Origin of the sequence: Streptomyces sp. S063, from assembly GCF_002832675.1 — a bacterium.
GTDB lineage: Bacteria > Actinomycetota > Actinomycetes > Streptomycetales > Streptomycetaceae > Streptomyces > Streptomyces sindenensis.
Map to the genome: position 1 here is coordinate 5,778,332 of NZ_CP021707.1, position 20,443 is coordinate 5,798,774.

Below are 20,443 nucleotides of genomic sequence, written 5' to 3' on the forward strand. Positions count from 1 at the left end.
GGCCCCCGCTCCGCTCCACGCCGGACAAACGCCCTGAGCGCCTGTCCGCCCTACCGTGGGACCACAGAGGGGAGCCTTCCGGGCGCCCACGACGAGACACATCCCCATCTCCTCACGACCTCCGAAGGGCCGGAACCTCCATGACTTCGCCCCACGCCTTCTGGGTGGCCGGCCGCCGGGCCACCGGTGCCGACAGCTTCGACGTCACCAACCCGTACGACGGGCGCCTCGTCGGCACCGTCAGCGTGCCGACCGACGCCCAGGTCGAGGAGGCCGTCGCCGCCGCCCACGCCGTACGGGACGAGTTCGCCGCCACCCCGGCGCACGTGAGGGCCGCGGCGCTCGACCACGTCGTACGGCGGCTGACGGAGCGCACCGAGGAGATCGCCCAGCTGATCTCGGCGGAGAACGGCAAGCCGATCAAGTGGGCCCGCGGCGAGGTCGGCCGGGCCGTGTCCGTGTTCCGGTTCGCCGCCGAGGAGGCCCGCCGCTTCAACGGCGGTGAGGCCCAGCGGCTCGACACCGACCTCGGCGGCACCGGCCGCCTCGGGCTGACCCGGCGCTTCCCGCGCGGGGCCGTCCTCGGCATCGCGCCCTTCAACTTCCCGTTGAACCTCAGCGCCCACAAGGTCGCCCCGGCCATCGCCGTCGGCGCCCCGATCATCCTGAAGCCGGCCCCGGCGACGCCGATCTCCTCGCTCATCCTCGGCGAGCTGCTGGCCGAGACCGACCTCCCGGCCGGCTCCTGGTCCGTCCTGACGGTCCCGAACGACAAGATGCCCGCCCTGGTCCAGGACGAGCGGCTGCCGGTCATCTCCTTCACCGGCTCGGGCCCGGTCGGCTACGCGATCATGGAGTCGGTGCCCCGCAAGCACTGCACCCTGGAGCTCGGCGGCAACGGCGCGGCGGTCGTCCTCGGCGACTACGCCTCCGACGAGGACCTGGACTGGGCGGCCGGCCGGATCGCCACCTTCTCCAACTACCAGGGCGGCCAGTCCTGCATCTCCGTGCAGCGCGTCATCGCCGACGCCTCGGTCTACGACCGCCTCGTCCCGAAGATCGTCGCCGCCGTCGAGGCCCTCGTCACCGGCGACCCGGCCGACGCCGCCACCGACGTCGGCCCCCTGGTCAGCGAGGACGCGGCCAAGCGCGTCGAGTCCTGGGTCGACGAGGCCGTCCAGGGCGGCGCGGAGCTGCTCACCGGCGGCAAGCGCGACGGCGCCACCTATGCCCCGACCGTCCTCGCCTCCCTCCCCGACGACGTCACGCTCTCCTGCGAAGAGGTCTTCGGCCCGGTCATGTCGATCCAGAAGGCCGACGGCGAGGCCGAGGCGTTCGCCGCCGTCAACTCCTCCAAGTACGGCCTCCAGGCAGGCGTCTTCACCCATGACCTCCAGACCGCCTTCCGCGCCCACCGGGCCCTGGAGGTCGGCGGCGTGATCATCGGCGACGTCCCCTCGTACCGCGCCGACCAGATGCCGTACGGCGGCGCCAAGCAGTCCGGCGTCGGCCGCGAGGGCGTCCGCTACGCCATGGACGACTACACCTACGAGCGCGTCCTGGTCCTCACCGGCCTCGCCCTGTAACACCCGGACCACCCCCGCCCGGACAGCGCATCCGGACGGGGGCGCGGGCGGACGGCCCGAACCCACTGTGCGGGGGTTCGGGCCGTCCGCGTGTCCGTGCGCGGGGGCTGGTGCGGGTGCCGAACCACGGGTACACGGGTTACATACGGACCAGTAAGCAGCGACTAGCAGTCCGTGCGTCCCGGACGGCCCATCCCTCCTGGTCACGCGCGGCGAGGTGAGGTCCCTCATGTCCGCACCACACAACACCCCCCAGGTCCCCGGAGCCCCCAAGGTCACCGAACGGGAAGCGCGCCGGGTCGCCGAGGCCGCCCGGGAGCAGGACTGGCGCAAGCCCAGCTTCGCCAAGGAGCTGTTCCTGGGGCGCTTCCGGCTCGACCTGATCCATCCGCACCCCCTGCCGCCGCCCGACGACATACGGCGCGGCGAGGAGTTCCTGGCGCGGCTGGGGGCGTTCTGCGAGGCCCACATCGACAGCGCCCGGATCGAGCGCGAGGCGCGGATCCCGGACGAGGTGATCAGCGGGCTGAAGGAGCTCGGCGCCCTCGGGATGAAGATCGAGACCAAGTACGGCGGGCTCGGACTCACCCAGGTGTACTACAACAAGGCGCTCGCTCTCGTCGGCTCCGCCAGCCCCGCCATCGGCGCGCTGCTCTCCGCGCATCAGTCGATCGGCGTACCGCAGCCCCTGAAGATCTTCGGCACCCAGGAGCAGAAGGACGTCTACCTGCCCCGGCTGGCCACCACCGACATCTCCGCCTTCCTGCTGACCGAGCCGGACGTCGGCTCCGACCCGGCCCGCCTCGCCACCACCGCCGTGCCCGACGGTCCGGACTACGTCCTCGACGGGGTGAAGCTCTGGACCACCAACGGGGTCGTCGCCGATCTCCTCGTGGTCATGGCCCGGGTGCCCGCCTCCGAAGGACATCCCGGCGGCATCACCGCGTTCGTCGTCGAGGCCGACGCCCCCGGCGTGACCGTGGAGCACCGCAACGCCTTCATGGGCCTGCGCGGCATCGAGAACGGCGTCACCCGCTTCCATGGCGTCCGGGTCCCCGGGGCCTGCCGGATCGGACCCGAGGGGGCCGGGCTGAAGATCGCCCTGACCACCCTCAACACCGGCCGCCTCTCGCTGCCCGCGATGTGCGTCGGCGTCGGCAAGTGGTCGCTGAAGATCGCCCGTGAATGGTCCGCCGTACGCGAGCAGTGGGGTCGGCCCGTCGCCCGGCACGAGGCGGTCGCCTCGAAGATCTCCTTCATCGCGGCCACCACCTTCGCCCTGGAGGCCGTTGTCGACCTCTCCTCGCAGATGGCCGACGAGGATCGCAACGACATCCGCATCGAGGCCGCCCTCGCCAAGCTGTACGGCTCCGAGATGGGCTGGCTGATCGCCGACGAGCTGGTGCAGATCCGCGGCGGGCGCGGATTCGAGACCGCCGAATCGCTGGCCGCCCGCGGGGAGCGGGCCGTCGCGGCCGAGCAGATGCTCCGCGACATGCGGATCAACCGGATCTTCGAGGGCTCCACCGAGATCATGCACCTGCTGATCGCCCGCGAGGCCGTCGACGCCCACCTCAAGGTCGCGGGCGACATCATCGACCCCGACAAGCCGCTCTCCGCCAAGGCGAAGGCGGGCGCCAACGCCGCCGGGTTCTACGCCCGCTGGCTGCCCAAGCTCGTCGCGGGACCGGGGCAGCTGCCGCGTACGTACGCGGAGTTCCACCCGGTCGGGCACCGCGACCTCTCCGGCCACCTCCGGTACGTCGAGCGGAGCTCGCGCAAGCTCGCCCGGTCCACCTTCTACGCCATGTCCCGCTGGCAGGGCCGGATGGAGACCAAACAGGGCTTCCTCGGCCGGATCGTCGACATCGGCGCCGAACTCTTCGCCATGAGCGCCGCCTGCGTCCGCGCCGAGCACCTGCGCGGGGCGGGGGAGCACGGGCGTGAGGCGTACCAGCTCGCCGACGCCTTCTGCGAGCAGGCCCGCATCCGGGTCGAGGAACTGTTCACCCGTCTGTGGTCCAACACCGACGACCTCGACCGGCGCGTGGTCGACGGCGTCCTGTCGGGGACGTACACCTGGCTGGAGGAAGGCGTCATCGACCCCAGCGGCGAAGGCCCCTGGATCGCGGACGCCACCCCGGGCCCCTCCGTCCAGGAGAACCAGCACCGGCCGCTGCGCTAGCGACCCGCCGTACGGGGTGTGCCGGGTGCGCCCACCGCGTCCACGCACCGGACACACCCCGCCAGGCCCGCCCGCCCCGGGGCAGGATGAGCGCCGTGACCGTCATCGACATCCCCGGCTCCAAGTCCGTCACCGCCCGCGCCCTCTTCCTGGCCGCAGCGGCCGACGGCGCCACCACCCTGCTGCGGCCACTGCGCTCGGACGACACCGAGGGCTTCGCGGAAGGCCTGAAGAACCTCGGTTACACGGTCGAGCAGGAGGCCGACCGCTGGCGCGTCCAGGGGCGTCCGGCCGGGCCCGCCGCCACCGAAGCCGACGTCTACTGCCGCGACGGCGCGACCACCGCCCGCTTCCTGCCCACCCTCGTCGCGGCCGCCGCCTCCGGCACGTACCGCTTCGACGCCTCCGCCCAGATGCGCCGCCGCCCGCTCGCCCCGCTCACCCGGGCCCTCACCGCCCTCGGCGTCGACCTGTGCCACGGGGGAGCGGAAGGGCACCACCCGCTGACCGTCCGCGCCGCCGGGATCGAGGGCGGCGAACTCACCCTGGACGCGGGGGAGTCGTCCCAGTACCTCACCGCACTGCTGATGCTCGGGCCGCTCACCGCGAAGGGCCTGCGCATCGAGGTCACCGAGCTGGTCTCCGCGCCGTACGTCGAGATCACCCTCGCGATGATGCGCGACTTCGGCGTGGAGGTGGAGCGGGAGGGGAACACCTTCACCGTCCCTCCCGGCGGCTACCGGGCCACCTCCTACGCCGTCGAGCCCGACGCCTCCACCGCCAGTTACTTCTTCGCCGCCGCCGCCCTCACCGGCCGCGAAGTCACCGTCCCCGGTCTCGGCACCGGCGCGCTCCAGGGCGACCTGCGCTTCGTCGACGTCCTGCGGGACATGGGCGCCGAGGTCGTCGTCGGCCCCGACGCCACCACCGTCCGCTCCACCGGCCGGCTGCGCGGGATCACCGTCAACATGCGCGACATCTCCGACACCATGCCGACCCTCGCCGCCATCGCCCCCTACGCGGACGGACCCGTCGTCATCGAGGACGTCGCCAACACCCGGGTCAAGGAGTGCGACCGACTGGAGGCGTGCGCCGGGAACCTGCGCGCCATGGGCATCACCGTTCACACCGGCCCGGACCGGATCGAGATCCACCCCGGCACGCCGAAGCCCACCGAGATCGCCACCCACGGCGACCACCGGATCGTGATGTCCTTCGCCGTCGCCGGACTGCGCACACCCGGCCTGACGTACGACGATCCCGGCTGCGTACGCAAGACGTTCCCGCGCTTCCACGAGGCGTTCGCGGACTTCGCGCACGGCCTCCAGGGGCGCTGAACGAGGGCGCGGGCGCCGCCCACCGGGACGCGCTGTCCCCGCACACAGCCGGAGCGGCAACAATGGGGGCATGAGCGACAGCCCCGCCCCCCTCGCCGATCCGCATCTCCTCTTCGACGCCGCGGACGGCCGCCGGGATCTCGTGATCCTCGGCTCCACCGGGTCCATCGGCACTCAGGCCATCGACCTGGTCCTGCGCAACCCCGACCGCTTCCGGGTCACGGCGCTCTCGGCCGCCGGCGGCCGGGTCGCCCTGCTGGCCGAGCAGGCCCGCCGGCTGCGCGTGAACACGGTGGCCGTCGCCGCCGAGGACGCGGTCCCCGCCCTGCGCGAGGCGCTGCGGGACCAGTACGGGGCCGGCGAGCCGCTCCCCGAGATCCTCGCCGGACCCGACGCGGCCACCACCCTCGCCGCGAGTGACTGCCACACCGTGCTCAACGGCATCACCGGCTCCATCGGGCTCGCCCCGACCCTCGCCGCGCTGAAGGCGGGCCGCACGCTCGCCCTCGCCAACAAGGAGTCGCTGATCGTCGGCGGCCCGCTGGTGAAGGAGCTCGCCGCCCCCGGCCAGATCATCCCGGTCGACTCCGAGCACGCCGCGCTCTTCCAGGCGCTGGCCGCCGGCACCCGCGCCGACGTCCGCAAACTCGTCGTCACCGCCTCCGGCGGACCCTTCCGGGGCCGTACGCGCGAGGAGCTGGCCGACGTCACCCGCGAGCAGGCGCTCGCCCACCCGACCTGGGCCATGGGACCGGTCATCACCATCAACTCCGCGACCCTGGTCAACAAGGGACTTGAGGTCATCGAGGCGCATCTCCTCTACGACATCCCGTTCGACCGGATCGAGGTCGTGGTCCACCCGCAGTCCTACGTGCACTCGATGGTGGAATTCAGCGACGGCTCCACGCTCGCCCAGGCCACCCCGCCGGACATGGGCGGCCCCATCGCCATCGGCCTCGGCTGGCCCCAACGGGTTCCGGACGCGGCCCCCGCCTTCGACTGGTCCAAGGCCTCCACCTGGGAGTTCTTCCCGCTCGACACCGAGGCCTTCCCGTCCGTCGGTCTCGCCCGGCACGTCGGCGGGCTCGGCGGCACCGCGCCCGCCGTGTTCAACGCGGCCAACGAGGAATGCGTCGACGCGTTCCTCGCCGGACAGCTGCCCTTCAACGGAATCATGGATACGGTCACGGCTGTGGTGTCCGAACACGGCACCCCCGCCCCGGGAACCTCGCTCAGCGTCGCGGACGTCCTCGAAGCGGAAACCTGGGCCCGCGCACGGGCCCGGGAACTCTCGGCGAAAGCGACAGCGGAGGCGCACGCATGAGTCTGACCTCGATCCTGCTGACGGTCCTGGGCATCGCCGTCTTCGTCGTGGGCCTGCTCTTCTCGATCGCCTGGCACGAGCTGGGCCACCTCTCCACGGCCAAGATGTTCGGCATCCGGGTCCCGCAGTACATGGTCGGCTTCGGCCCGACGCTCTGGTCGAGGAAGAGGGGCGACACCGAGTACGGCATCAAGGCCATCCCGGCCGGCGGCTACATCCGCATGATCGGGATGTTCCCGCCGGGCCCCGACGGCCGCCTCGAAGCCCGCTCCACCTCACCGTGGCGCGGCATGATCGAGGACGCCCGCTCCGCCGCCTTCGAGGAACTGGAGCCGGGCGACGAGAAGCGCCTCTTCTACACGCGCAAGCCGTGGAAGCGCGTCATCGTGATGTTCGCCGGCCCTTTCATGAACCTGGTCCTCGCGGTCGCCATCTTCATGGGCGTCGCGATGACCTTCGGCTTCCAGACCCAGACCACCGAGGTCGGCGGCGTCCAGAAGTGCGTGATCGCGCAGAGCGAGAACCGCCAGAAGTGCGAGCCGAAGGACCGCGTCTCGCCGGCCAAGAAGGCCGGGCTCCGCGAGGGGGACAAGATCGTCGCCTTCGCCGGCACGAAGGTCGACGACTGGGCGACGCTCTCGGACCGCATCCGCGAGACGATCGGCCCGGCCACCATCGTCGTCGAACGCGATGGCGAGGAAGTCACGCTCAACGCCGTCCTGCTCAAGAACGACGTCGCCAAGAAGGACGGCAACGGCGAGGTCATCCCGAAGAAGTTCGTCGAGGCGGGCTACCTCGGCTTCGCCGCGAAGACCGAGATCGTGCCGCTCTCCTTCGGCGACTCCGTCGTCCGTATGGGCGACATGATCGAGAACGGCGTCGACTCCATCATCGCCCTGCCCTCCAAGATCCCCGCCCTCTGGGACGCCGCCTTCAGCGACGGCGAACGGGCCGACGACTCGCCGGTCGGCGTGGTGGGCGCGGCCCGGATCGGCGGCGAGGTGATGAACCTCGACATCCCGGCGCAGAACCAGGTCGCGATGATGCTGTTCCTGCTCGCGGGCTTCAACCTCTCGCTGTTCCTGTTCAACATGCTTCCGCTGCTCCCGCTGGACGGCGGGCACATCGCGGGCGCGCTGTGGGAGTCCCTGCGGCGCAATCTGGCCAAGGTCTTCCGGCGCCCCGACCCGGGCCCGTTCGACGTGGCGCGGCTGATGCCGGTCGCCTATGTGGTCGCCGGACTCTTCATCTGCTTCACGCTGTTGGTCCTGGTGGCCGACATCGTGAACCCGGTGAAGATCAGCTGACCGTCCCCCGGGGGGTGTCTCGCACCCCGTCCACCCCCGCTGTCCCCCAGGTGCCGGCCGGGCACACGCGTTGTGTCCGGCCGGTCACCGAGGGGTGGACATGTCGACACGGGTGCGTCCTCCGGGGCTCCGGTGCCGTAACCTCGAAGCCTGGAGCCCGCCGATCTCGGGACCTTGATCCACACCTTGGGGATGCACAGCGCATGACTGCGATTTCTCTCGGAATGCCGGCCGTTCCGACCAAGCTCGCCGACCGCAGGGTCAGCCGACAGATCCAGGTCGGCACGGTCGCGGTCGGCGGCGACGCACCCGTTTCCGTGCAGTCGATGACGACGACCCGTACGTCGGACATCGGCGCCACGCTCCAGCAGATCGCCGAGCTGACGGCGTCCGGCTGCCAGATCGTCCGGGTCGCCTGCCCGACGCAGGACGACGCCGACGCGCTCGCCACCATCGCGAAGAAGTCGCAGATCCCGGTGATCGCCGACATCCACTTCCAGCCGAAGTACGTCTTCGCCGCGATCGACGCCGGCTGCGCGGCCGTCCGGGTCAACCCGGGCAACATCAAGCAGTTCGACGACAAGGTCAAGGAGATCGCCAAGGCGGCCTCCGAGACCCGCACCCCGATCCGTATCGGCGTCAACGCCGGCTCCCTGGACGCGCGGCTCCTGAAGAAGTACGGCAAGGCCACCCCTGAGGCCCTCGTCGAGTCGGCCCTGTGGGAGGCGTCCCTCTTCGAGGAGCACGGCTTCGGCGACATCAAGATCTCGGTCAAGCACAACGACCCGGTCGTCATGGTCAACGCCTACCGTCAGCTCGCCGCCCAGAGCGACTACCCGCTGCACCTCGGCGTCACCGAGGCCGGACCGGCGTTCCAGGGCACCATCAAGTCGGCCGTCGCGTTCGGCGCCCTGCTCTCGGAGGGCATCGGCGACACCATCCGCGTCTCCCTCTCGGCCCCGCCGGCCGAGGAGGTCAAGGTCGGCCTGCAGATCCTGGAGGCGCTGAACCTCAAGCAGCGCCGTCTGGAGATCGTCTCCTGCCCGTCCTGCGGCCGCGCCCAGGTCGACGTGTACAAGCTCGCCGACCAGGTCAGCGCCGGCCTGGAGGGCATGGAGGTCCCGCTGCGCGTGGCGGTCATGGGCTGCGTCGTCAACGGCCCCGGCGAGGCCCGCGAGGCCGACCTCGGCGTCGCCTCCGGCAACGGCAAGGGCCAGATCTTCGTGAAGGGCGAGGTCATCAAGACCGTCCCCGAGTCGAAGATCGTCGAGACCCTCATCGAAGAGGCCATGAAGATCGCCGAGCAGATGGAGCAGGACGGCATCGCGTCCGGCGAACCCCAGGTCTCCATCGGCGTCTGACCCGCGGCTTTCCGCATGATCACCGCCCCGCCGGGCTTCGTGCCCGGCGGGGCGGCTGCGTCCGCCGAGACCGTCTCCCGGACTCGAGCGGTGTTCGACGGGTTTGTCGGTTACAGTGCGGAAATCAGCAGACCGTATGGTGAGGCCCCCTCGTGTTGACGCAGACCACCACCCGGGTCCTCGAACCCAGCGACCTCGGCGCCGCACTCGCCATTCTCGAGAGCGAGCCCGTCGCCAACGCCTTCGTGACCTCCCGCGTGCAGGTCGCGGGGCTCGACCCCTGGCGCCTCGGCGGCGAGATGTGGGGCTGGTACGCCGACGGAATGCTCCGCTCCCTGTGCTACTCCGGAGCCAACCTCGTCCCCATCTGCGCCGGACCCGAAGCCGTCCGCGCCTTCGCCGACCGGGCCCGCAGAGCCGGCCGCCGCTGCTCCTCCATCGTCGGCCCCGCCGAACCCACCACCCAGCTGTGGCGGCTCCTCGAACCCAGCTGGGGACCCGCCCGCGAGGTCCGCGCCAACCAGCCCCTCATGGTCACCGAGAGCGCGGCCGCCGACGTCACCCCCGACCCGCTCGTCCGCCGCATCCGCAAGGACGAGATGGAGGTCCTGATGCCGGCCTGCGTCGCCATGTTCACCGAGGAGGTCGGCATCTCCCCGCTCGCCGGCGACGGCGGCCTCCTCTACCAGGCCCGGGTCGCCGAACTCATCAGCACCGGCCGCTCCTTCGCCCGCATCGACGACGGCAAGGTCGTCTTCAAGGCGGAGATCGGCGCGGCCACCCCCCAGGCCTGCCAGATCCAGGGCGTCTGGGTCGCCCCCGAACACCGGGGGAAGGGCCTCTCCGAAACGGGCATGGCCGCCGTCCTGCGCTACGCCCTGGCCGACGTCGCCCCCGTCGTCAGCCTGTACGTGAACGACTACAACACCCCCGCCCGCAAGGCCTACCAGCGCGTCGGCTTCCGCGAGGTCGGCGCGTTCATGAGCGTCCTGTTCTGAACCGCCGCGCTTTCCCGGGCGCCCGCCCCGGCCAGTAGGGTTCCCGCATGGCAGCAGCCCCCGCGGAAGGCCCCGCAGCACCCGACGCCGAGATCGGCCCCGTCGACCTCGCCGCCCGCGTCGACGAAGCCCTGCACGTCCAGGCGGCGGCCTTCGGGCTCAGCCAGGACGAGATCGACGTACGCCGCCACATCGTCCTCAGGCACCTGGAACACCCCCGTGCCCGGGCGCTCGGCGCCACCACCCCCGACGGACGGCTCGTCGGATTCGTCTACGGGCTGCCCAACGACCGCGCCCAGTGGTGGTCCACCGTCGTCGAGCCCTATCTGCGGGCCACCGGAACCGACGGCTGGCTCGACGACTCCTTCGTCATCATCGAACTCCACGTCCACCCCGACCACCAGCAGCGCGGTATCGGCCGCACCCTGATCACCGCCATCACCGACGCCGTCGACCACCCCCGGTCGATCCTCTCGGCGATCGACAAGGACAGCCCGGCCCGCGCCCTGTACCGCTCCCTCGGCTACCGCGACCTGGCCCGCCAGGTCGTCTTCCCGAGCGCTCCGCAGCCGTACGCCGTCATGGGAGCGCCCCTTCCGCTGCTGCGCTAGGCCTTATGGATTTCCGCCCGCCCGCGCCGCCCGGTTAACCTCGGGCTCACCACTTTCGCGAGCAGGAGTTCACCATGGCCCAGGTCCAGCGCATGTCCCGATTGATGATCAAGACACTGCGCGACGACCCGGCGGACGCCGAGACGCTCAGCCACAAGCTGCTGGTCCGCGCCGGATACGTACGCCGCAACGCGGCCGGCATCTGGACCTGGCTGCCGCTCGGCAAGAAGGTCCTGGACAACATCTCAGGCGTCGTCCGCGAGGAGATGGACGCCATCGGCGCCCAGGAGGTCCTGCTCCCCGCCCTGCTGCCCAAGGAGCCCTACGAGGCGTCCGGGCGCTGGGAGGAGTACGGCGACCTGCTCTTCCGCCTCAAGGACCGCAAGGGCGGCGACTACCTCCTCGGCCCGACCCACGAGGAGATCTTCACCCAGACCGTCAAGGACCAGTGCACGTCCTACAAGGACCTGCCGGTGATGCTCTACCAGATCCAGACGAAGTACCGCGACGAGGCGCGCCCCCGCTCGGGTGTGCTCCGCGGCCGCGAGTTCCAGATGAAGGACTCGTACAGCTTCGACACCACCGACGAGGGCCTCGCGCACTCCTACGCCCTGCACCGGGCCGCGTACATCAAGATCTTCGAGCGGCTCGGCCTGGACCACCGCATCGTCTCCGCCGTCTCCGGCGCGATGGGCGGCTCCGCCTCCGAGGAGTTCCTCGCTCCCGCCGCCGCCGGTGAGGACACCTTCGCCGACTGCCCGAACTGCGACTACGCCGCCAACACCGAGGCCGTGACCTTCGCGCTCGCCCCGGTCGACGGCTCGGCGCACGGCGCGGTCGAGGAGCTGGACACCCCCGACACCCCGACCATCGAGACCCTCGCCGAGCACCTGGGCGTCCCCGCCTCCGCCACCCTGAAGAACCTGCTGGTCAAGGTGGACGGCGAGATCGTCGCCGTCGGCGTCCCCGGACACCGCGAGGTCGACCTCGGCAAGCTGGGAGAGCACCTGGCCCCCGCCGTCGTCGAGCTGGTCACCGCCGAGGACTTCGTCGGCCGTGACGACCTCGTACGCGGTTACGTCGGCCCCCAGGGCCTGGAGAAGGTCCGCTACCTCGCCGACCCCCGCGTCGCCCCCGGCACCTCCTGGATCACCGGCGCCAACAAGGAGGGCAAGCACGCGAGGAACGTCGTCGCGGGCCGTGACTTCGAGGTCGACCAGTACCTCGACGTCGTCGTGGTCGAGGAGGGCGACCCCTGCCCGAAGTGCGGCACCGGACTCACCCTGGACCGCGCCATCGAGATCGGCCACATCTTCCAGCTCGGCCGCAAGTACGCCGACACCTTCCAGCTCGACGTCCTCGGCCAGCAGGGCAAGCCCGTCCGCGTCACGATGGGCTCGTACGGCATCGGCGTCTCCCGCGCCGTGGCCGCCCTCACCGAGCAGACCGCCGACGACAAGGGCCTGTGCTGGCCCCGCGAGATCGCCCCGGCCGACGTCCACGTCGTCGCCGCGGGCAAGGCCCTCCAGACCGAGCTCGCCCTCGACGTCTCGGAGAAGCTCAACGCGGCGGGCCTGCGCGTCCTCGTCGACGACCGCCCCGGCGTCTCGCCCGGCGTGAAGTTCACCGACTCCGAGCTGATCGGCGTGCCGAAGATCCTGGTCGCGGGGCGTCGCTCCGCCGACGGCGTCCTGGAGCTGAAGGACCGCCGCACCGGCGAGCGTGAGGAACTGACCGTCGACGAGGCGATCGCCCGCCTGACGGCGGACCTGGCCTGATCCCGCACACCGCCCACGAGGAGGGCCCCCGCGCAGCCTGCGCGGGGGCCCTCCTCGTACGTCCACGGCTCACAGCCAGCCCGCGAACTCCAGGTTCACCTCGCCCATCTGACGCCGCCCCTCGGCCAGCGCACGGGTCCCCGACTCGACCGCCCGGAACAGCGTCCAGCCGTGCAGCCGCGTCTGGTCCACCTCCAGCGACTCCGCCAGCTTCTTGACCCGCCGCCGCGCCGTCGCAGGGCCGCCGGGGGAGGCGACCAAATCCTCCGCCCGGTCCCGCACCAGCCGCGCCAGGTCATAGGCGCGCTCGCCCACCAGCGGCTCGGGGCCCACGGTCAGCCACGGCGCCCGCTCCCCGGACAGCACCTTGCTCTGCCGGAAGTTGCCGTGCAGCAGAAGGAGTTCGGGCTCCCCCTCGACCAGCTCCGCCCGGGCCGCGAGCGCGGCCTCCACCAGGGGCGCCGACTCCGGGTCGGCCTCGGCGGCGGCCCGCATCCCGGCGCTCTGCCGTTCGGTCCGCCCGGCCACCGTCTCGAAGACGTGCCCGGCGGGCGGCTCCACCCACAGCCGGCGCAGCGTGCCCGCCGCCTCCAGCAGGGCCTTCGCCTCGGGCAGCGAGCGCAGGGAGACCTCGGGGTGCAGCCGTTCCAGCAGCACCGCCCCGGACGCGTCGAGCACTTCCCCGGCCGGCCCCGGGACGTTCAGCGGCTTCACCGCGCCCCAGCCGTTCCAGTGCTCCAGCGCCACCCGTTCCAGCTCCGGCGCGGCGACCGGCGGGGCGATCTTCAGGGCGGCCGGGGTCCCGTCGGCCCGCCGCACCAGGACCACCAGGGAGCTGCGCCCACCGGGGGCGGCCACCCGCTCCACGGTCAGGCCGTCCCCGGCGGTGAGCGCCCGTTCGGTCAGCGCGGGGAGCCCGGCCAGCCAGTCGGCCGCCGCGGCGTCCCCGTACATCTCACCGAGCGCGCGCACCAGGCGCTGCGGCGGTTCGCAACCCATACGTCGTGTGTTCCCTTTCCGGAGCCTTCGGTTCAGCGCGTTTTGTCCGCGCCCGCGGCCTTCACCGGGCCCGTCGCGGCCGGATCCGCACCGGCGGCCCGCTCGGCGAGCCCCGGAAAGGCTACGTTGCCGCCCCGCCACCGGGCCGACCGCACCGCGGCCTCCCGCAGCGCGCCCGCGGCGTCCTTGCGCCGCGCGCCCTCGGTGGCCCGGACGAGATCGGCGTAGGCGCCCGCGATCCGGTCCTCCAGGACCGCGGCGAGCCGCACCGCGGCCCGCCCGTCCGGCACGGCGAACGGCAGGGCGTACGCCGCGTTCGCGGCCACCGGACGCCCGCCCAGGTCCCGCGCCGTGCGCGCCAGCGCGTCCCGGCGGGCCCGGTGCGCGTCGTGCGCCGCCCGGGCCTCGGCGCCCTGCTTGCCGTCGAGACGGCCGCCCAGCACGCCGTACCCGTACACCGCGGCGTGCTCGGCGGCCAGGGCGGCCTGGACGGCGGCCAGCTCGGGGGAGCCGGCGTCGGAGTCGTCATCGGACCGCCGGGTCGAACGGATGCTCATACGGCTGTCTCCTCGGCCAGTTCGGTCAGCAGATACGCGTGCGCCGCCGCGGCCGCCGCCACCGAGGCCAGCAGCCGGGCCAGCTCGGGTCCGGCGCTCAGCAGGGCCTCGCCGTACCCGTCGGCCCGGCGCCGCTCGGCGACGGCCAGCTCCCGCACCGCGGCCTTCGGGTCGGCCGAGACCGGCCCGGGGGGCGCCGGCGGAGCCTCGTCGCCCTGCGGCGCGCTCTTCCCCGGCTCGCCCTCCACGCGCGGCGGCGCCAATGCCTTCCCGTGCTCGGCCACGGCCGCCCGCAGAGGTACGAGCCCCGCCGCCGTGGCCGGATGCGCCTCGGCCACCAGGTCGTACTGGGCGAGCAGGACGGCGCCGTCGCGCACCGCCTTCTCGCGCAGCGCCTTCTCGGCCTTCGCGGTGGAGGGCCGCGCACCGGAGTGCGCGGGCTTCTTCCCCCGGCTCCTTCGTCGTCGCCCCCGCAGCCGGTCAGCACCGCACCCAGGGCGAGGGCTCCCGTCGCGATGAGCGCCCCCCTGCGCGTCGTCCCCGTGCGCCGCACGTTTCTCCTTCGGGCCTGGACCGGTCCTGACAGGATCTGTCCTGATGTGATCACCGCAGGCGAGCGTACCCGCGGCCGAGCGGCAGGCGGACGGCAACACCCCTGACGACCGGATACCCTTTGACCTGACGCACGACGATCCCCACAACAGCACACGCGGCCGAGGAGTCACCCGGATGAGCACCACCCAGAGCGAGAGGCTGCGCGGGCTGCTGGAACCGCTCGTCAGCGCGCAGCAGCTGGACCTCGAGGAGATCGAGGTGTCCCGGGCCGGCCGCCGAGGAGTGCTGCGGGTCATCGTGGACTCCGAGGAAGGCGTCGAGCTGGACGCCTGTGCGGAGCTGAGCCGCGCGATCTCGCAGAAGCTGGACGAGACCGACGTGATGGGCGAGGGCGAGTACGTCCTCGAAGTCAGCTCCCCCGGCGCGGACCGCCCGCTGACCGAGCACCGCCACTACGTACGCGCCATCGGCCGGCTGGCCAGGTTCCACCTGACCGGCGACGGCTCCGGCGAGCTGGTCGCCCGCATCCTCGCCGTCGACGAGGACGGGCTCGACCTCGAAGTGCCCGGAGTCAAGGGCCGCAAGCCCACCGCCCGCCGCCTCGCCTTCGACGAGATCGCCAAGGCGCGCGTGGAGATCGAATTCAACCGCAAGGACAAGAAGGAAGAGGAGGCGTAGCCGTGGACATCGATGTGAAGCTTCTGAAGGGCTTGGCGCAGGACAAGGAGATCCCCTTCGACGTGCTCGTCGGGGCGATCGAGTCGGCCCTCCTCATCGCGTACCACCGCACCGACGGCAGCTATCGCCGCGCGCGCGTGAAGCTCGACGAGAACGGCCACGTCACCGTGTGGGCCAAGGAGGACCCGGCCGACCTCGAAGAGGGCCAGGAGCCCAAGGAGTTCGACGACACCCCCTCCGGATTCGGCCGTATCGCCGCGACCACCGCCAAGCAGGTCATCCTGCAGCGGCTGCGCGACGCCGAGGACGACAAGACCTTCGGCGAGTACGCCGGACACGAGGGCGATGTCGTCACGGGCGTCGTCCAGCAGGGCAAGGACCCCAAGAACGTCCTGGTCGACATCGGGAAGCTGGAAGCCATCCTTCCGGTGCAGGAGCAGGTGCCGGGCGAGGAGTACACCCACGGCCTGCGCCTGCGTACGTACGTCGTCCGGGTCGCCAAGGGCGTCCGCGGCCCGTCGGTGACGCTCTCGCGCACCCACCCCAACCTGGTGAAGAAGCTCTTCGCGCTGGAGGTCCCGGAGATCGCGGACGGCTCGGTGGTCATCGAGGCCATCGCCCGCGAGGCCGGTCACCGCACCAAGATCGCCGTACGCTCCACCCGGGCCGGCCTGAACCCCAAGGGCGCCTGCATCGGCCCGATGGGCAGCCGGGTGCGCAATGTCATGGCCGAGCTGCACGGCGAGAAGATCGACATCGTGGACTGGTCCGACGACCCGGCCGAGATGGTCGCCAACGCGCTCTCGCCCGCCCGCGTGAGCAAGGTCGAGGTCGTCGACCTCGGCGCCCGGTCCGCCCGGGTCACCGTGCCGGACTACCAGCTGTCGCTGGCGATCGGCAAGGAGGGGCAGAACGCCCGCCTCGCCGCCCGCCTCACCGGCTGGCGGATCGACATCCGGCCGGACACCGAGACGGACGAGGAGCGGGAGAACGCCGACCGCGAGCGGGCCGAGCGGGCCCGGGAGCGCTCGGAAAGGCGTTGACCCGGAGCCGCTCCAGGGAATAGATCTTGGACGCACGCCGCTGAGATCACGACAACATCCGTTCGATTTTTGCCCCCAAGGGGTGAGGTCGGTACGGGGAGGTAGACTTAACCGTGTCTGGCCGGACGCAAGCCCGCGCTTGCCCCGAGCGAACCTGTGTGGGATGCCGGGAGCGAGTGACCAAGAGCGAGCTGCTGCGCATCGTGGTGGACGAGGGCGCCTGCGCCCCTGATCCACGCGGTACGCTGCCCGGCCGGGGTGCTTATGTGCACCCCACCTCTGTCTGTCTCGACCTGGCGGTTCGCCGCCGGGCGTTCCCCCGGGCCTTCAAGGCCAAGGGGCCGTTCGACACCGCGGCACTCACGCGGTTCGTCGAACGGGTGACACCGTAAGAAAGTGAACGGCACGGGACCCCGTGCGGTCAGGTACCTCGCGAGTTGGAAGTAGGTCGAGATTGCGATGAGCACTCGATGAGTACGCGATGAGTACGCCCATGAAGTAGCGACGGTCCGGCGGTAACCCGGACCTAAAAGGAGCGAAGTGGCTAAGGTCCGGGTATACGAACTCGCCAAGGAGTTCGGCGTCGAGAGCAAGGTCGTCATGGCCAAGCTCCAAGAACTCGGTGAATTCGTCCGTTCGGCGTCCTCGACGATCGAGGCGCCGGTTGTGCGCAAATTGACCGACGCACTGCAGGGGCCCGGCGGCAACGCCGGCAAGCCCGCTGCCAAGCCTGGCGTGCCCCGTAAGGCGACGCCCGCGAAGCCCGCAGCGCCCTCCCCGGCCGCTGCGGCACGTCCCGCTGCCCCGAAGCCCGGCGCCCCGGCCCCCAAGCCGGCCGCCGCCGAGGCCCCCAGCAGCACCCCGGCAGCGCCCTCCGCGCCGTCGGCGGGCCCCCGTCCGGGCCCGAAGCCCGCGCCGAAGGCGGCCCCGGTGACCCCGGTCCCGGCCGCTGAGTTCTCGGCTCCGGCGCCCGAGCGCCCGGCTGCCCCGCAGGCCCCGCGCCCCACCGGCGCCACGCCGGGCCCCCGTCCCACGCCCGCCCGTCCGGCTCCGGCCGGCGGTCAGCGCGACGGTGGCCAGCGTGACGGCGGCCGTGGCGGCGAGCGTGGCGGCGACCGCCCCGCTCGTCCCGCCGGCCAGGGCGCCCCGCGCCCCGGCGGCGCTCGTCCGGCCGGTCCCCGTCCGGGCAACAACCCCTTCACCTCCGGCGGCTCCACCGGCATGGCGCGCCCCTCGGCGCCCCGTCCCGGCGGTGCCCCGCGCCCCGGCGGCGGTCAGGAGCGCCCCGGCGCCCCGCGTCCGCAGGGCGGCCCCGGCGGCGCCCCGCGCCCCCAGGGCGGTCAGGGTCAGGGCGGTGCCCGTCCCACTCCGGGCGGCATGCCCCGTCCGCAGGCTCCGCGTCCCGGCGGCGGTCCCGCCGGTAACCGCCCCAACCCGGGCATGATGCCGCAGCGTCCCGCTGCCGGCCCGCGCCCCGGTCCCGGCGGCGGTGGCCGTGGTCCCGGCGGTGGCGGTCGTCCCGGTGGCGGTGGCGGTCGTCCCGGTGGCGGCGGCTTCGCCGGTCGTCCCGGTGGCGGCGGCGGTGGCGGCTTCGCCGGCCGTCCGGCCGGTCCCGGTGGCGGCGGCGGTGCCGGTCGTCCCGGTGGTGGCGGCGGCTTCGGCGGTCGTCCCGGCTTCGGTGGCCGTCCGGGTGGTCCCGGTGGCCGCGGTGGCACGCAGGGTGCGTTCGGCCGTCCCGGCGGTCCCGCGCGTCGTGGCCGTAAGTCGAAGCGGCAGAGGCGCCAGGAGTACGAGGCCATGCAGGCCCCGTCGGTCGGCGGCGTCATGCTGCCCCGCGGCAACGGACAGGCCGTCCGGCTGTCGCGCGGCGCCTCGCTCACCGACTTCGCGGAGAAGATCAACGCCAACCCGGCGTCGCTCGTCGCCGTGATGATGAACCTCGGCGAGATGGTCACCGCCACGCAGTCCGTTTCCGACGAGACGCTCCGGCTTCTCGCCGAGGAGATGAACTACGTCCTGGAGATCGTCAGCCCCGAGGAGGAGGACCGCGAGCTGCTCGAGTCCTTCGACATCGAGTTCGGCGAGGACGAGGGCGGCGAAGAGGCCCTGGTCTCCCGTCCGCCGGTCGTGACCGTCATGGGTCACGTCGACCACGGTAAGACCCGACTCCTCGACGCGATCCGCAAGACCAACGTGGTCGCGGGCGAGGCCGGTGGCATCACCCAGCACATCGGTGCCTACCAGGTCACGACCGACGTCAACGACGAAGAGCGCAAGATCACCTTCATCGACACCCCGGGTCACGAGGCGTTCACCGCCATGCGTGCCCGTGGTGCGAAGTCGACCGACATCGCGATCCTCGTGGTGGCGGCCAACGACGGTGTGATGCCCCAGACGATCGAGGCGCTGAACCACGCCAAGGCGGCCGAGGTGCCGATCGTGGTCGCGGTCAACAAGATCGACGTCGAGGGCGCCGACCCGACCAAGGTGCGCGGTCAGCTCACCGAGTTCGGTCTGGTGGCCGAGGAGTACGGCGGCGACACCATGTTCGTCGACATCTCCGCCAAGCAGGGCCTCAACATCGAGGCGCTCCTGGAGGCCGTCGTCCTCACCGCCGACGCCTCGCTCGACCTGCGGGCCAACCCGAACCAGGACGCGCAGGGTATTGCGATCGAGTCCCACCTCGACCGCGGTCGCGGTGCCGTCTCGACCGTCCTGGTCCAGCGCGGAACGCTGCGCATCGGCGACACGATGGTCGTGGGCGACGCCTACGGCCGGGTCCGCGCCATGCTCGACGACAACGGTCAGAACGTGCAGGAAGCGGGTCCCTCGACCCCCGTCCTGGTGCTCGGTCTCACCAACGTCCCGGGCGCCGGCGACAACTTCCTGGTCGTCGACGAGGACCGTACGGCCCGTCAGATCGCCGAGAAGCGTGCCGCCCGCGAGCGCAACGCCAACTTCGCCCGCAAGGGCGTCCGGTTCTCCCTGGAGAACCTGGACGAGGCGCTCAAGGCCGGTCTGGTCCAGGAACTCAACCTCATCATCAAGGGCGACGCGTCCGGTTCGGTGGAGGCTCTCGAGTCCTCGCTGCTCCAGCTCGACGTCGGTGAAGAGGTCGACATCCGGGTCCTGCACCGCGGTGTGGGTGCGGTCACCGAGTCGGACATCAACCTGGCGACGGGTTCCGACGCCATCGTGATCGGCTTCAACGTGCGCGCCGCGGGGCGTGCCGAGCAGATGGCCGAGCGCGAAGGCGTGGACGTCCGGTACTACTCGGTCATCTACCAGGCGATCGAAGAGATCGAAGCGGCCCTCAAGGGCATGCTCAAGCCGGAGTACGAAGAGGTCGAGCTCGGCACGGCGGAGATCCGCGAGATCTTCCGCTCGTCCAAGCTGGGCAACATCGCCGGTGTGCTGGTCCGCTCCGGCGAGGTCAAGCGCAACACCAAGGCGCGCCTGCTGCGCGATGGCAAGGTCATCGCGGAGAACCTCAACATCTCCGGTCTGCGCCGCTTCAAGGACGACGTCACCGAGATCCGCGAAGGCTTCGAGGGCGGTATCAACCTCGGAAACTTCAACGACATCAAGATCGACGACGTCATCGCGACGTACGAGATGCGCGAGAAGCCGCGAGGCTGATCCGCACGTAGTCGGTGAGGTTCCGCGAGTCGACTCGCGGAACCTCACCACCAGGTCGGGGCCGGTCGACGGGTCGTATTTCCGTCGATCGGCTCCGGCCGTTCCGGTACGGTTCTGATGTCCCCGGCAAGCTCTGGCGGGGCACGAACCCGAACCGGCGGGACATCCGGACACACATGTATGTGGGGACCCTGTCCTTCGATCTGCTCCTCGGCGACGTACGGTCGTTGAAGGAGAAGCGTTCCGTCGTCCGCCCGATCGTCGCCGAACTCCAACGGAAGTTCGCGGTGAGCGTGGCCGAGACCGGCGGGCAGAATCTCCACCGCAGGGCCGAGATCGGCCTTGCCGTGGTCTCCGGTGACACCGGACACCTCACGGACGTGCTGGACCGCTGCGAGCGGCTGGTCGCGGGACGCCCCGAGGTGGAGCTGCTGTCGGTCAGACGGCGGCTGCACAGTGACGAAGACTGACAGTCGAGCGAAATC

The 20,443-nt window shown here is 71.7% G+C and carries 16 protein-coding genes and 1 pseudogene; 14 read left to right on the top strand and 3 right to left on the bottom strand.

Annotated elements, in window-relative coordinates; translation table 11 throughout:
* Positions 1–140: 140 nt before the first annotated feature.
* The 9 genes from CCZ36_RS26750 to CCZ36_RS26790 all read left to right on the top strand — a co-directional run bounded on the left by CCZ36_RS26750 (position 141) and on the right by CCZ36_RS26790 (position 12,487).
* On the top strand, positions 141–1,586 hold the full coding sequence (locus tag CCZ36_RS26750; RefSeq protein WP_069739288.1) for an aldehyde dehydrogenase family protein: 1,446 nt from the start codon (positions 141–143) through the stop codon (positions 1,584–1,586).
* A 229-nt stretch (positions 1,587–1,815) separates the two neighbouring features.
* Positions 1,816–3,771 (top strand): acyl-CoA dehydrogenase family protein, encoded by a 1,956-nt coding sequence (locus CCZ36_RS26755; RefSeq protein WP_128818733.1) that lies wholly within the window; start codon positions 1,816–1,818, stop codon positions 3,769–3,771.
* A gap of 95 nt (positions 3,772–3,866) precedes the next feature.
* Positions 3,867–5,108 carry a 3-phosphoshikimate 1-carboxyvinyltransferase gene (aroA, locus tag CCZ36_RS26760; RefSeq protein WP_069739286.1) on the top strand — a complete coding sequence of 414 codons (1,242 nt, stop codon included), beginning with the start codon at positions 3,867–3,869 and terminating at the stop codon, positions 5,106–5,108.
* Positions 5,109–5,178: 70 nt separating this feature from the next.
* A complete protein-coding gene (gene dxr / locus CCZ36_RS26765; RefSeq protein ID WP_069739285.1) occupies positions 5,179–6,432 on the top strand; it encodes a 1-deoxy-D-xylulose-5-phosphate reductoisomerase in 1,254 nt (417 codons plus the stop codon).
* Positions 6,429–7,739 carry a M50 family metallopeptidase gene (locus CCZ36_RS26770; RefSeq protein ID WP_128818734.1) on the top strand — a complete coding sequence of 437 codons (1,311 nt, stop codon included), beginning with the start codon at positions 6,429–6,431 and terminating at the stop codon, positions 7,737–7,739. The genes dxr and CCZ36_RS26770 overlap by 4 nt, the downstream gene beginning before the upstream one ends.
* 203 nt (positions 7,740–7,942) lie before the next feature.
* A complete protein-coding gene (ispG, locus tag CCZ36_RS26775; protein WP_069739283.1) occupies positions 7,943–9,100 on the top strand; it encodes a flavodoxin-dependent (E)-4-hydroxy-3-methylbut-2-enyl-diphosphate synthase in 1,158 nt (385 codons plus the stop codon).
* Between the two features lie 152 nt (positions 9,101–9,252).
* Positions 9,253–10,098, top strand: coding sequence for a GNAT family N-acetyltransferase (locus CCZ36_RS26780; protein ID WP_206515770.1), 846 nt, complete (start codon positions 9,253–9,255; stop codon positions 10,096–10,098).
* 47 nt (positions 10,099–10,145) lie between these two features.
* Positions 10,146–10,709 (top strand): GNAT family N-acetyltransferase, encoded by a 564-nt coding sequence (locus CCZ36_RS26785; RefSeq protein WP_128818735.1) that lies wholly within the window; start codon positions 10,146–10,148, stop codon positions 10,707–10,709.
* Between the two features lie 74 nt (positions 10,710–10,783).
* Positions 10,784–12,487 carry a proline--tRNA ligase gene (locus tag CCZ36_RS26790; protein WP_069739280.1) on the top strand — a complete coding sequence of 568 codons (1,704 nt, stop codon included), beginning with the start codon at positions 10,784–10,786 and terminating at the stop codon, positions 12,485–12,487.
* Between the two features lie 69 nt (positions 12,488–12,556).
* Here the strand turns inward: CCZ36_RS26790 and CCZ36_RS26795 are convergent, their stop codons facing one another.
* From CCZ36_RS26795 to CCZ36_RS26805, 3 genes and pseudogenes are all read right to left on the bottom strand, one after another.
* Complete coding sequence (locus CCZ36_RS26795) at positions 12,557–13,486, bottom strand: aminoglycoside phosphotransferase family protein (RefSeq protein ID WP_128818736.1); 930 nt, start codon at positions 13,484–13,486, stop codon at positions 12,557–12,559.
* Positions 13,487–13,518: 32 nt separating this feature from the next.
* Positions 13,519–14,043, bottom strand: coding sequence for a ferritin-like domain-containing protein (locus CCZ36_RS26800; RefSeq protein WP_128818737.1), 525 nt, complete (start codon positions 14,041–14,043; stop codon positions 13,519–13,521).
* Positions 14,040–14,596: pseudogene (locus tag CCZ36_RS26805) on the bottom strand (hypothetical protein). The gene CCZ36_RS26800 and the pseudogene CCZ36_RS26805 overlap by 4 nt, the downstream one beginning before the upstream one ends.
* 176 nt (positions 14,597–14,772) lie before the next feature.
* Between CCZ36_RS26805 and rimP the strand changes: the two are divergent.
* The 5 genes from rimP to CCZ36_RS26830 all read left to right on the top strand — a co-directional run bounded on the left by rimP (position 14,773) and on the right by CCZ36_RS26830 (position 20,428).
* Positions 14,773–15,276, top strand: coding sequence for a ribosome maturation factor RimP (gene rimP / locus CCZ36_RS26810; protein WP_069739277.1), 504 nt, complete (start codon positions 14,773–14,775; stop codon positions 15,274–15,276).
* Between the two features lie 2 nt (positions 15,277–15,278).
* Positions 15,279–16,319, top strand: coding sequence for a transcription termination factor NusA (gene nusA, locus CCZ36_RS26815; protein WP_006127966.1), 1,041 nt, complete (start codon positions 15,279–15,281; stop codon positions 16,317–16,319).
* Positions 16,320–16,432: 113 nt separating this feature from the next.
* Positions 16,433–16,711 (top strand): YlxR family protein, encoded by a 279-nt coding sequence (locus CCZ36_RS26820; RefSeq protein ID WP_006127967.1) that lies wholly within the window; start codon positions 16,433–16,435, stop codon positions 16,709–16,711.
* 148 nt (positions 16,712–16,859) lie between these two features.
* Positions 16,860–19,958: a translation initiation factor IF-2 gene (gene infB, locus CCZ36_RS26825; protein ID WP_128818738.1), complete on the top strand. Its 3,099-nt coding sequence runs from the start codon at positions 16,860–16,862 to the stop codon at positions 19,956–19,958.
* A 176-nt stretch (positions 19,959–20,134) separates the two neighbouring features.
* Entirely contained in the window at positions 20,135–20,428 is a 294-nt protein-coding gene (locus CCZ36_RS26830; protein ID WP_003965881.1) for a DUF503 domain-containing protein, read from the top strand.
* Positions 20,429–20,443: the final 15 nt, after the last annotated feature.

Coding starts and splice junctions, on each gene's coding strand:
- CCZ36_RS26800 (WP_128818737.1), bottom strand. CDS start 14,043: ATGAGCATCCGTTCGACCCGGCGGTCCGATGACGACTCCGACGCCGGC.
- rimP (WP_069739277.1), top strand. CDS start 14,773: ATGAGCACCACCCAGAGCGAGAGGCTGCGCGGGCTGCTGGAACCGCTC.
- ispG (WP_069739283.1), top strand. CDS start 7,943: ATGACTGCGATTTCTCTCGGAATGCCGGCCGTTCCGACCAAGCTCGCC.
- CCZ36_RS26770 (WP_128818734.1), top strand. CDS start 6,429: ATGAGTCTGACCTCGATCCTGCTGACGGTCCTGGGCATCGCCGTCTTC.
- CCZ36_RS26790 (WP_069739280.1), top strand. CDS start 10,784: ATGGCCCAGGTCCAGCGCATGTCCCGATTGATGATCAAGACACTGCGC.
- CCZ36_RS26830 (WP_003965881.1), top strand. CDS start 20,135: ATGTATGTGGGGACCCTGTCCTTCGATCTGCTCCTCGGCGACGTACGG.
- dxr (WP_069739285.1), top strand. CDS start 5,179: ATGAGCGACAGCCCCGCCCCCCTCGCCGATCCGCATCTCCTCTTCGAC.
- CCZ36_RS26750 (WP_069739288.1), top strand. CDS start 141: ATGACTTCGCCCCACGCCTTCTGGGTGGCCGGCCGCCGGGCCACCGGT.
- CCZ36_RS26785 (WP_128818735.1), top strand. CDS start 10,146: ATGGCAGCAGCCCCCGCGGAAGGCCCCGCAGCACCCGACGCCGAGATC.
- CCZ36_RS26755 (WP_128818733.1), top strand. CDS start 1,816: ATGTCCGCACCACACAACACCCCCCAGGTCCCCGGAGCCCCCAAGGTC.
- CCZ36_RS26795 (WP_128818736.1), bottom strand. CDS start 13,486: ATGGGTTGCGAACCGCCGCAGCGCCTGGTGCGCGCGCTCGGTGAGATG.